The organism is Pseudanabaena minima str. Chao 2107 (genome assembly GCF_051131155.1).
Classification (GTDB): Bacteria; Cyanobacteriota; Cyanobacteriia; order Pseudanabaenales; family Pseudanabaenaceae; genus Pseudanabaena; species Pseudanabaena minima.
This window is the reverse complement of sequence record NZ_CP159508.1, coordinates 3,621,752-3,634,494: the sequence shown is the minus strand read 5'-3', so window position 1 is coordinate 3,634,494 and position 12,743 is coordinate 3,621,752. Positions and strand designations below refer to the sequence as shown.

General features: G+C 42.6%; 9 protein-coding genes. 5 read left to right on the top strand and 4 right to left on the bottom strand.

Annotated elements, in window-relative coordinates; genetic code table 11:
• Window positions 1–5 precede the first annotated feature (5 nt).
• On the bottom strand, window positions 6–1,079 hold the full coding sequence (locus ABM313_RS16635) for an AI-2E family transporter (RefSeq protein WP_434684285.1): 1,074 nt from the start codon (window positions 1,077–1,079) through the stop codon (window positions 6–8).
• 232 nt (window positions 1,080–1,311) lie between these two features.
• Here ABM313_RS16635 and ABM313_RS16630 point away from each other — a divergent pair, with 232 nt between their 5' ends.
• The 3 genes from ABM313_RS16630 to ABM313_RS16620 all read left to right on the top strand — a co-directional run bounded on the left by ABM313_RS16630 (window position 1,312) and on the right by ABM313_RS16620 (window position 4,513).
• Window positions 1,312–2,091, top strand: coding sequence for an ABC transporter permease (locus tag ABM313_RS16630; RefSeq protein WP_434684284.1), 780 nt, complete (start codon window positions 1,312–1,314; stop codon window positions 2,089–2,091).
• Window positions 2,092–2,198: 107 nt separating this feature from the next.
• Window positions 2,199–3,143: a prolyl aminopeptidase gene (gene pip, locus ABM313_RS16625; RefSeq protein WP_434684283.1), complete on the top strand. Its 945-nt coding sequence runs from the start codon at window positions 2,199–2,201 to the stop codon at window positions 3,141–3,143.
• Between the two features lie 71 nt (window positions 3,144–3,214).
• Window positions 3,215–4,513 (top strand): glycosyltransferase family 4 protein, encoded by a 1,299-nt coding sequence (locus ABM313_RS16620; RefSeq protein WP_434684282.1) that lies wholly within the window; start codon window positions 3,215–3,217, stop codon window positions 4,511–4,513.
• Window positions 4,514–4,631: 118 nt separating this feature from the next.
• Here the strand turns inward: ABM313_RS16620 and ABM313_RS16615 are convergent, their stop codons facing one another.
• Window positions 4,632–4,997, bottom strand: coding sequence for a YraN family protein (locus ABM313_RS16615; RefSeq protein ID WP_434684281.1), 366 nt, complete (start codon window positions 4,995–4,997; stop codon window positions 4,632–4,634).
• Window positions 4,998–5,137: 140 nt separating this feature from the next.
• On the opposite strand from ABM313_RS16615, the gene ABM313_RS16610 reads away from it, so the two are divergent.
• On the top strand, window positions 5,138–5,656 hold the full coding sequence (locus ABM313_RS16610; RefSeq protein ID WP_434684280.1) for a pentapeptide repeat-containing protein: 519 nt from the start codon (window positions 5,138–5,140) through the stop codon (window positions 5,654–5,656).
• A gap of 386 nt (window positions 5,657–6,042) precedes the next feature.
• Entirely contained in the window at window positions 6,043–9,210 is a 3,168-nt protein-coding gene (locus tag ABM313_RS16605; RefSeq protein WP_434684279.1) for a SpoIIE family protein phosphatase, read from the top strand.
• A 58-nt stretch (window positions 9,211–9,268) separates the two neighbouring features.
• Here the strand turns inward: ABM313_RS16605 and tuf are convergent, their stop codons facing one another.
• Window positions 9,269–10,501, bottom strand: a complete 1,233-nt coding sequence (gene tuf, locus ABM313_RS16600) for an elongation factor Tu (protein ID WP_434688502.1) — start codon at window positions 10,499–10,501, stop codon at window positions 9,269–9,271.
• 107 nt (window positions 10,502–10,608) lie between these two features.
• A complete protein-coding gene (gene fusA / locus ABM313_RS16595) occupies window positions 10,609–12,687 on the bottom strand; it encodes an elongation factor G (RefSeq protein ID WP_434684278.1) in 2,079 nt (692 codons plus the stop codon).
• Window positions 12,688–12,743: the final 56 nt, after the last annotated feature.

The window sequence follows — 12,743 nt, the reverse complement described above, 5'->3', positions numbered from 1 at the left end:
TCCCTTTATTCTTTAGTGTCAGTTTCTAAATCTTCGTTACTGGAACTAGCAAAAAAATGATTGAACAGAATTCTGCTAGTACCTGCAATCGGTGGTGCAACGATCGCACCAACTACACCAAAAAGTTCTGCACCAACAATAATCGAAAGCAAAAGCTCAAAGGGATCTAGATTCAAATAGGGAGCAACTAACCAAGGCTGAAGGATAAAGGCCTCGATCTGTTGGAGGGCAAAGCAAAGAAATAGAGCGATCGCACCTCTGTTAAATTCAACACCCCATGCTGCGATAAAAATTGCGACTAGCGCCACTAGCCCCCCGATATAAGGAATTAAATTGGCGATCGCCACTAATAGCCCTAAGGCTCCTGCATAGGGGATTCCAAAAATAGAGAGCGTTAAATATGTACAGAAACCTAGCAAACTAGATGTGCCAACTCGTCCCACCACATAGGCTCCCAGACATCTAGTAATTGGAGGTATAAGAATTTCAACCTGTTGGCGAATTTCCTTAGAAAAAGGACGCAAGCACCTACTCACAAGATTATCGGAATTGATCACCATATAAGCAGCAATCAACATACTTAAAATACCTACCCCGATCGCATTGAAAATTTGTAAGGTAAATACAAAGGTTTGACCAACTATGTCTTTACCAAAATTTTGGGCTTGATCGATCAATGGCTGTGTTTGTAAAATGCGCCTGAGTTCATCTTGGCTAAAATTGAATATTCCCCCCTTAGGCAATTGAATTTGCTCCAACAAATTTGGCAACTTAATAAAAAATTGTCCCAGTTCCAAAATAATCTGCGGTGCTGGAGCGATCGCCAGAATGATCGCTATCAACAAAAATAAGTAGAGAATCACCACAGCCCATACACGATTTAAACCAATTTTCCAGCGATTAACCCTAATGCGAAAACTGGATATCTGCTCAACGATTGGGGTAATTGCTCCTGCTAAAAACATACTAGTTAGCAATAATTGCAAAGTTTGTTGTAATCGAAAGGCAAGATAAATCGCAACAGCAATGATGACAATGCGCTTTAGATATCTACTAAAAAAATTTTTGCCATTTAACACAGTGGGGTCTTATCTTCTGATTGGACTTACACAACAGGTCTGCAATTAATCACAGGGACGCGCAGTAACAGACAGTAAAGGGAGCCGATTTTTTGGTGTCACGACGAAGCCGCACCACTGAAAAATTTATTTTTCAATTAAATTGCAACATCCTGATAGCGAGAGAACATTGCTTCTGTCCGCCTCTACTTATAATTACCATAGCAAGCCACTCAATCACTAAAAATTTCACATGAACTATGGATATGAAGCGATCGCGATCGGGCGACGTATTTTATTAGAACTATTTCGCACATATCGTACTTTGCTCTTGTGGGTGATCTTTCCCATTTCAATGCTGTTACTGAACGGGTTTGTCTTAGCAGAAGGTTCAAAAATCACGACGGCTGAGTCCTTTAAGCTAGCAGCTCCTGCAACCTTAATCGGTTCAGCCCTGTTTTTTAGTTGTCTGGGCGGCACGATGTCCACGATTGTCTCCGAACGCGAAAGCCTCACGATTAAGCGTTTATTAATTTCGCCAATTAATGGAATTTCATACTTTCTTGGTATTTTCTTCGCTTATGCAGCGATCGGTATTGGACAAACCTTAATTATTTATACGATTGCAGCATTTTGGGAAGTACGTTTTAGTGGCTCGATCGCTTTGGGGATTTTCGTAATTTTGGCAAGTATTGGCTCCTACGTGGGAATGGGGTTTGTCCTAGCTACAAAATTTGCGCGTAAAGTCGAAGATGTCAATTCTTTGGTTGCAGGGGTGGGCGTGCCACTATTAATTTTAGGCGGAGCCTTTTTCCCGACCACATTTTTATCCAAAGATTTACTCTTGATTACTCAATTTAATCCTGTCTATCATATGAGCGAAGCATTTACAGCTCTCTCCACTAATAGTAAAACGCTCACCAGTCCAGATATGGTGCTACATATTCGATTTTTGATTGGATTCTTTGTCGTGGCGATCGCTTCGGGGTGGTTTGCCTATAAACGGATGTTACAAACTGAAAGTCACCTATAAATAAAAAAGAAAGAGCGCACAGCGCTCTTTCTTTTTTTGAGCTTTAAGTTGCTATATTAGTCACTTCGATAAATTAATTAGGCAATAAATTCTTTAAAAATCACTTTATGCGTGAACTATATCCAGCGATCGAGCCATATAGACAAGGAATGCTCAAAGTTTCCAACTTACATACTATTTATTTTGAAGAATCGGGGAATCCTGAAGGTAAGCCAGTGGTAATTTTGCATGGTGGTCCTGGAGGAGGCAGTCAACCACTTTATCGTCAATATTTTAATCCTGACCTATGGCGAATTGTCCAATTTGATCAACGTGGCTGTGGCAAAAGCATTCCCCATGCCGAACTCACCGAGAACAACACATGGCATTTAGTCGAAGATATTGAAACTTTGCGTAAATATCTCAACATTGATTGCTGGGTTATCTCTGGGGGCAGTTGGGGCAGTACCCTCGCCCTTGCCTATAGTGAAACCCATCCTGAATATTGTCAAGCATTGATTTTGAGGGGCATTTTTATGCTGCGGCGCAAAGAATTAGAGTGGTTTTATCAAGAGGGGGCAGGTTATTTTTTCCCTGAAGCTTGGGAACAATACGTTGAGCTAATTCCCATCGATGAACGTCACGATATGATCGCTGCTTACTATCGCCGCCTCACTAGTGATGATCATCATGTGCGATCGCAAGCAGCCCGTGCTTGGTCAGTTTGGGAAGCCAGTACTAGCAAGCTCGTCCCAGACCTAGAACTCATAGCTCGCTTTGGCACAGAGGATTTCGCTGATGCATTTGCAAGACTCGAATGCCACTATTTTATGAACAGAGGCTTTTTTATATCAGAAATGCAACTTCTAGAAAATATTGATCGCATTCGACATATTCCCACAACTATCGTCCAAGGTCGTTATGATGTGGTCTGCCCAATGTTTACAGCTTGGGAACTGCATCAGGCTTTTTCTGAAGCTGAGTTTATAGTTGTGCCTGATGCAGGACACTCCATGACTGAGGTTGGCATTCGTAGCGCTTTAATTGAAGCGGGCGATCGCCTTGTCCCATAAAAGCGCCCCAAAGACCTGATACGTAGCTAGTTGTAGCAGGTGCAGACTAAGAACAACTAACGAGTAACATAATGGCGGAAAAGAAACACGTAAAAACTAGCATTAGTATCATTACTCAATTTTATCCACCAGACTATGCGGCAACTGGTCAATTTGTATATGACTTAGCGGGGGCTTTGGCTCACGAAGGATTTGAGGTAAGCGTGTTTACGGGGATGCCAGGATATGCGTTTAACCAAACAGATGTCAAACATGAGGAGCTTGATAATGGGGTATTTGTGCGACGTACTGGCTCTATCCACCTGATGTCTAAGCGAATTCGCAACAAAATTTTTGGCAGCGTCTTATTTTTAGCCCGTTGTGTAATTAAATTTCTGAGCAAAGATATCCGTGGCTCACATCTTGTATTAACTTCTGCACCGCCATTTTTAGGACTAATTGGATGGTTTTACAATAAAGTTTTTGGTCATACCTATAGCTGCATTATTTATGACATTTATCCTGAAGTGGCAGTTCGCTTACAAGTAGTTGCTCATAATCATTGGGTTATCAAGTTTTGGGAATTTGTCAATCACAAGGTTTGGGATCGATCAGAATCATTGATCGTTCTTAGTGAACCAATGAAGCAGCTATTGATTAAGAAGCACAAGCATCTTGCAGACAAAATTCATGTTATTCATAGCTGGGCTGACCCTAAATTTATTACCCCACTTGCCAAATCAGAAAATTGGTTTGCCAAACAACATGGATTAACAGATTGTTTTGTAGTACTTTATTCAGGCAATCTAGGACGTTGCCATGATAGTAAAACTATCCTCAAGTGCGCTCAATTACTGATTGGTCACATTGATATCAAATTTGTATTTATTGGCAATGGTGTAGGCTCACACATGATTAAACAGGCGATCGCTTCTGGACAACTGCCCAACGCTCTGCAATTGCCTTACCAAGATCGTGAGGTTCTACCATACTCATTAACGGCTTGCGATCTCTCGTTAGTAAGTATTTTGCCGAATGTCGGTGATACGATTGCCCCATCAAAAATGTATGGCATGTTAGCTGCTGGAAAACCTGTGGCAGCAATCTGTCCTACGGATAATTATTTACGAGAAATTGTGGATGAGGGCAATTGTGGAGCTTGCTTTGAGAATGGCGATGCCCAAGGATTAGCCGATTATATTTGCTGGCTTGCGTCAAATCCTCAGTTCCAAGACAAACTTGGTAAGAATGCTCGAAAATTACTAGAACGACACTACACAATTGATCAAGCTATTCCCAAATACATCGACGCTCTGGGGCTAAGAGATCAATTTACTACTCCAATTGAAGAAAACCAAATAAGCTTTTATAAAACCGAAAAAGTTGTATAGCGACATGAGTTCGATATAGCCATTTGCGGCGTGCTTTGCACGCCGCAAATGGCAGAAAATGAGAAGAATAGTTTAGCGATTCTTCTCATTTTCTGCTTTCGTCGAACTGACGTTATAGCTAGACGACAAAGGCTTGTTCAATATAAGACTGTAAACAAAAATCTTCTGAGGCAGTACGGCGGACTAGAGCCACGTCGAACCGACAGGAAAGTGCTGCTAGATGTGGATGTTCAACTAAAAATGTAGATGCAGCTTTAATGATTTTAGCTTGCTTTTTAGGGGTAATCGCTAGAATACCATCATCATCCCAATTACGATCGCTGCGGGTTTTGACCTCAATAAATAGCAACCATTGGCGATCGCAAGCAATCAAATCTAACTCTCCCCAACGACATCGCCACTGAGTTTCTAAAATTTGCCAACCATTAGATTGTAGGAGCTGGGCTACCAGCATCTCCCCGCGATCGCCTACTTCTTTTACCATAAACTTAATCTTATCCCAAAGCACCAAAATGGCTAAGCTATTTTATGCTTTTAAAACCCTTACTGGGTTTGGGTTTCAATTCATAAAAGTGTTACTACACTTTTATGAATTGGTATTAAGACTCAGCTATCATAAAGATTATGAAAACCACAGTTTTTACGTTACGCAATTTTACTTTTAAAGCCTTCTTTAAAGCCATAAATACACTGCTACTATGCTTAACTCTAATATTGGCTAGTACTCAGCCTGCTTTAGCAGACGTATATGTGAAAGCCTTTCTTGAAGGAGCCGACTTTTCGGGGCGATCGCTTCAAGGTTATCAGTTTAACGAGTCTGATCTGCGAAATACATCATTTGTTAATGCTGACGCACAAGGAGTCAGCTTCTTCGCCGCCAATATGAAAGAGTCAAACCTGACAGGGGCAAATCTCAGCTATAGTACGCTTGATAATGCACGTCTTGACAAAGCAAACTTAACTAATGCCATAATTCAAGGCTCGTTTGCTTACGGAACTTCCTTTAATAATGTGATTATTGATGGAGCCGACTTTACAGATGTGGATCTACGTCCACCAATTCGTCAAAAACTCTGTCTATCAGCTAAGGGACAAAACCCTGTAACAGGGAGAATGACCCGTGAAACTCTTGAATGTGACTAGACTAAATGTAATACAGCGCTTTGCGGTAATCTAAAAACTAATATTTTTTACAATGCTTTTTTAGAAGTATTGTAAAAAATATTGTGTTGATAGGTTGTGCGAATCACTGTATGAATTCTCTTTTAGATTAGAGTAACTGTTTAGGCTAAAGACTATAAAACAGAAAAAAGTAAGTTTCGATAAACTTTAATTTATGAGCTTTATGTCTTAACTTTACAGGGAATTGCCATATTTATATTAAGTTACCCTATCTTAGGGAGTATGATTCTCTGTGTGAATAGCACAGAATTTTTGGGAACTATTTTGAACAAATAGTTTGACTGATACAAATAATTGATATCTGTGCTAAGAATACTTGTCCTGAGGATCGCTCTGCCTATCAGTGTATGCAGTTAAATGAAACTTCCAATGACCTATCAAGTGGCAGATTACTACAAAGAAGCTTATTGCCACAAAGCTTGCCTGCTTACCCTGGGCTAGATATTGCTGCGGAAGTATGGACAGCCGTAGATCTTGGTGGCGATTATTATCAGTTTTTAGAGCAATCAGGCACATTAGCTGTAGCGATCGCTGACTCTTCAGGCAAGTCAGTTGCTGGGGCAATTCATGCTGCTTTATTTAAAGGACAATTGGATGCCTATGGACAGCAGGGCAGGCTCCAAAATCCTTCCTCCATGTTGAATTCTTTGAACCAATTACTTTGCAAAAGCGGCACTGATGATGCGATCGCCTTTTGTTATGGTGCACTTGATCTGGTTAACTATGAACTGCATCTGGGCAATGCTGGCATTCCGGGACCATTAATTTATCGGGCTGAGACTAATACCTGTGAGGAGGTTGTCAACCCTGCGATCGCTCTGGGGCGCTTTGATAGTGCTACCTACAAAGCCACTTCGAGATTGCTGCATGAAGGGGATATTGCGATCTTTTTTAGTGATGGACTGTTTGAAGCAACCAACCCATCGGGTGATGAATTTGGCAGATCGAATGGTAATAACATCTCACCATTACGCCAAACCATAATCAATTTAGCCCAATATTCAGCCATAGAAATTTTACAGGGCTTAAAAGCTGCCCTTGATAAATTTTCTGAGCAGGATATACCTGACGACGATGTTTCCATCGTCGTGATCAAACTTAAACAAAAGGTTCATTTTTCAGAACTACGTAACTGTCCTTATCTTGAGGCTTTACAAGCATGGCAACGCTCTGAGGAAACTGATGAGTCAGCTTTATTGCGAGGAACTCGGCTGGCTGAAGCTCTAGCTTGGGCGGAGGGTCAGCCAGAATTATCTAGAATTGATCTCAACTTTTTGGAGGCTTCACAAAGAGTTAATGAGCGTGAACAAATGATGGCAGCGCGTGCTGCTGATGCTGATCGTCTCGAAAAACTGAGCCAAGAACTCGAAAAAAGCCTAGATTCCGAACGTCGTCAGCGCGTAATTGCCGAGATGGGCGAAATCAACGAGAAAATAGTTGCTTACACCATTTCTTCAGAAGCACTATTTCTCTCTAATAATCATATTGAAGCAATGATTGCAGGCGTAATTGGTGGAGTCCAGCTTAAACGCCTTACAACACAAGTTGACGAAAGCACCCTTGAAAATCTACGCGCCAATACTCAAATTCGGGCGATTACCGCTCTAGAGCAAGTTGTCTATGGGACCCATGAATATAATCGTCTTGAAGGACATGGATTTTGGGTTAATAAAGTTTGCTATTCTCGCGATGGTCGATTTATTGCTTCAGCTAGTAGTGATCGCACCATCAAAATTTGGGACGCATCAGGAGTTTTACTCCAAACCTTAACCAGTCATACAAATTGGGTAACTAGCGTTGCTTTTAGTCCCAACGGTAACCTATTAGTGTCAGGTAGCCGCGACAATATGGTCAAGATTTGGAAACGCGATGAATCTACAGAAAAATTTGCTGCTCAACCAATCGCTACCCTCAGAGGTCATGAAGGTCCCGTTTTAGATGTATGTTTCAGCCATGATGGTGAAATGGTCGCATCCGCAAGCGAAGATACAACCGTAAGACTCTGGAAAAATGATGGCACTGTGATTCGGACTTTGCGCGGCGGTCACGATCGTTGGGTCACCTGTGTAGCTTTTCATCCCAATAGTAAATCCCTAGTATCAGGTAGTGCTGATCGCAATCTCATCATCTGGAACACACTTGGCGTACCAATTAGACATTTACGAGGGCATGACAGTTTTGTAGAAAGTGTTGCCTATGCACCTAATGGTTTAGCAATTGTTTCTGGAAGCCGCGATCGCACAGTCAAAATGTGGGGATCAGATGGAATTTTGCTGAAAACTTTTTATGGACATTCTGACAAAGTATGGAGTGTCGCCTTTAGTCATGACAATCACACGATCGCTTCAAGCGGATTTGACCGTACAATCCGCGTTTGGGACATAGAGCAGGGTTTGCAATATACATTTCAAGGACATGGTGACGTTGTCCACAGTATTGCCTTTAGTCCAGATGGCAAAACTCTCGCCTCAGCCAGCCGAGATACCACCGTAAAGTTATGGGCAATTCGTGGTACTCCTTTAAGAACTTTGATGGGACATTCAGATGAAGTGTTTTCTGTTGCCGTCAGCCCTAACTCGAAATTTTTAGCTTCCACCTGTAAAGATAAAACAGTTAATCTGTGGAATGCGAATGGTACACTTGAAGCGGTTTTGGAAGGGCATAATGATAAGGTCAACTGTGTCACTTTCAGTCCAGACAGTTCTACCATCTTGACCGCCGCAGCCGACGCGAGTATCAAAATCTGGAGAACTGATGGAACCTTAATTGATACAATTAGTGCCCATCGTGCGGAAATCTATAAAGTAGTCTATCGTTGCGATGGTCAGGTTTTTGCTTCTTGTAGCGCTGATGGTACGGTGAGAGTATGGAGTGCCGATGGCAAATGGCTGCAAACCTTAACAGGTCACACAGCAGAAGTATACAGCATTGATTTTGCGCCTGACGGCAGTATGCTCGCATCAGCAAGCAAAGACAAACTAATTAATCTCTGGAGCTGGGATGGCACTCTGCTCGGAACTTTAGACGGCCATAGCGCCGAAGTTTATACTGTCTGCTTTAGCCCTAACGGTAAGATGATCGCCAGTGGCAGCATGGATCAAAGTGTGAAGCTTTGGAGCATTGAAGGGCAATTAATTAAAACCTTAAATGGGCACAGCGCTGAAGTCACCAGTGTCTGTTTTAGTCCCGATGGTAAGTCAATTGTATCAGCTAGTGAAGACTCTACAATTCAGTTTTGGAGTGGTGATGGGACGCTTTTGCGAACATTCAATGGGCATCAAGGACCAGTACGAAGTGTTTGCTTTAGTCCAAATGGCAAAATCTTAGTTTCATCGGGCGAGGATCGCAAAATCATTATGTGGAATCTCGACCTCGAAAATCTGCTAATGCGAGGCTGCCAATGGTTACAGGAATATTTAAGAACTAATATTAACGTTTCCGAAGAAGATAAGCGTACCTGTTTAGGTGGCTGTGGCTGGCTCTACAAATATCTCAAGTCTACTCCACCTTCCTGATTTCAACAACAAAAAAGCCTCGCTTTGCGAGGCTTTTTTGTTGTTGAAAATCTAAGAACTATTTCAAGATCTTGGTTACAACACCTGATCCAACGGTACGACCGCCTTCACGGATCGCGAAACGCATTTCATTTTCAATCGCGATGGGATTGATCAACTCAACGGTCATTTTGATGCGATCGCCTGGCATCACCATTTCAGCATCGCTACCATCATCAGCAGTGAAGGTAACAATAGTTCCAGTTACGTCAGTTGTACGTACATAGAACTGAGGACGATAGCCAGGGAAGAAAGGAGTCTTACGACCACCTTCTTTCTCGGTCAAAATATAAACTTGACCTTCAAATTGAGTATGAGGGTTGATCGACTTAGGCTTAGCCAAAACCATACCACGCTCAATGTCAGTCTTTTGAATACCGCGAAGCAAGAGACCTGCATTGTCGCCAGCCAGACCTTCGTCCAAGCTCTTCTTGAACATTTCGATACCAGTAACGGTGGTTGAGCGAGTATCGGTAATACCAACTAATTCAACGACATCGCCAACCTTGACAGTACCACGCTCAATCCGACCAGTCGCAACAGTACCGCGACCAGTGATCGAGAATACGTCTTCAACAGCCATCAAGAAAGGCTTATCAACTGCACGCTCAGGTGTAGGAATGTAGGAGTCAACAGAGTCCATCAAAGCCCAGATCTTGTCAACCCAAGGATTTTCACCACGTTGAGTTTTAGGGTTAGCGGTCATAGCTTCAACTGCCTTCAAAGCCGAACCACGAGTAATGGGAATATTGTCACCATCGAAATCGTAGGAAGACAACAACTCACGAACTTCTAGTTCAACAAGTTCAACTAGCTCTTCTTCACCTTCCATTTGGTCTTCTTTGTTCAAGAAAACAACAAGGTTAGGTACACCAACCTGACGAGCAAGCAAGATGTGTTCGCGGGTCTGAGGCTCAGGACCATCAGCAGCAGATACGAGCAAAATTGCGCCGTCCATCTGAGCCGCACCTGTGATCATGTTCTTAACATAGTCAGCGTGTCCAGGACAGTCAACGTGAGCATAGTGACGCTCTACAGTTTGATATTCAACGTGAGCGGTGTTGATCGTAATACCGCGAGCTTTTTCCTCAGGGGCAGCATCAATTTGATCGTATGCTTTGGCTGTTGCTTGACCTGCGGCTGCCAAGGACATGGTGATTGCAGCAGTTAAAGTGGTTTTACCGTGATCAACGTGACCGATAGTACCGATGTTAACGTGGGGCTTGGTTCTCTCAAATTTAGCGCGTGCCATTTTTTCGTAATTATCCTTAACTTTAGTAATTGTTGCTCTAGTTTTATAGAGCATTTTTGGTAATTGCTACTCTAGTTTATAGAGTATTTGTCGAGTATTTTGAAGGACTACTCTTTACCCTTGCTTTTAGCAATGATGGCTTCAGCCACATTTTTTGGTACTTCTTCATAATGGCTAAATTCCATTGAGAAGCTTGCCCTGCCTTGAGTTGAAGAGCGAAGGTCAGTAGAATAACCAAACATCTCAGACAAGGGAACCCTTGCCTCAACTCTCTTGCCAGATGGAGTATCGTCCATACCTGCAATGTTGCCACGACGACGGCTGAGGTCACCGATGACATCACCCATGTAGTCTTCAGGGGTTTCTACTTCCACCTTCATCATCGGCTCAAGCAAAACAGGCTGAGCCTTCATGACAGCTTCCTTGATTGCCATTGAACCAGCAATTTTAAAAGCCATTTCTGAAGAGTCCACATCATGGAACGAACCATGTACAAGGGTAGCTCTGAGGTCAATCACAGGATAGCCTGCCAGAATTCCCGATTCACAGGCTTCTTTCATACCTTGCTCTGAAGGCTTGATGAATTCTTTAGGAATCACACCGCCAACAATTTTCGATACAAACTCAAACCCTGTGCCTGGTTCTGTAGGTTCCAAATTGATCACGACGTGACCATATTGTCCCTTGCCACCACTCTGACGGGCAAATTTACCTTCAATATCAGTAACGGTTCTGCGAATAGTTTCGCGATAAGCGACTTGAGGAGCACCGACGTTCGCTTCAACATTAAACTCACGCTTCATCCGATCAACAAGAATTTCAAGGTGAAGCTCACCCATACCAGAGATAATTGTTTGATTAGTCTCTGGATCAGTCATCACGCGGAAGGTCGGATCTTCTTCAGACAGAGATTGCAAAGCCTTGGATAATTTTTCCATATCCTGCTTCGTTTTTGGCTCAACAGCTACGGAAATTACAGGCTCAGGAATAAACAGAGTCTCTAAGACAATTGGGGAGGTATCATCACAAAGGGTGTCGCCAGTGAAGGTATCTTTAAGTCCCAATACAGCACCAAGATCACCTGCTCTGAGTTCGTCAACTTCTTGGCGATCGTCGGCTTTCAATACAATCAGGCGAGAAATACGTTCCTTCTTGTTTTTGCTGGAGTTCAGAGCATAAGAACCTTTTTTCAAGATGCCAGAGTAAACTCGCACAAAGGTGAGACGACCATAGGGATCGGACATAATCTTGAAGGCAAGTGCTGACATTGGTGCATCATCCTTGGCTTCACGAATAGCTTCTTCACCGTTAGGTAGCAAACCTGAAACTGGTTTGACATCACTAGGAGCAGGGAGATAATCGATAACGGCATCTAGTAAAAGCTGTACACCTTTATTCTTGAAAGCAGAACCACAAGTCATGGGAACGATCTTGCCGCTTAAGGTTCCTTTACGCAGACCGTCTCTAACTTCATCTTCGGTAAGTTCTTCACCTTCAAGATATTTTTCCATCAGGACATCATCAGAATCAGCCACTGACTCAAGAAGCTTACCACGCCAGTCATTGGCAAGATCAGTTAAATCAGCAGGAATATCTACTTCGTCAATATCTTTACCTATTTCATCTTTATAGATGTAGGCTTTCATTTTGACGAGATCAATAATACCAACTAGTTCTGCTTCACTACCAATTGGTAATTGGATGGGAACAGCATTAGAACCAAAACGACCGCGAATCTGCTCTCTTACGCGCAAAAAGTTCGCACCCATACGATCCATTTTGTTAACGAATACAAGGCGAGGTACTTTGTAGCGATCTGCTTGTCTCCATACAGTTTCAGACTGAGGTTGCACACCACCTACAGCACAGAAAACTGCAACTACACCATCAAGTACACGCATGGAACGCTCTACTTCAATGGTGAAGTCTACGTGTCCAGGAGTATCAATGATATTAATGCGGTGGTCTTTCCAACTGGTACTGATCGCAGCAGCAGTAATTGTAATGCCACGTTCGCGTTCTTGAGCCATCCAATCTGTTGTTGCGGTTCCGTCATGGACTTCACCTATTTTGTGAACAACGCCAGAATAAAACAGAATCCGCTCTGTAGTTGTGGTTTTACCAGCGTCAATATGCGCCGCAATACCTATATTGCGTACCTTGTCTAAGGCAATAGAGCGTTCCACAATAGTTTCCTCGTGTTTGTCAGGAATTGAGAATTTATATTAAGAATAGTATAGCG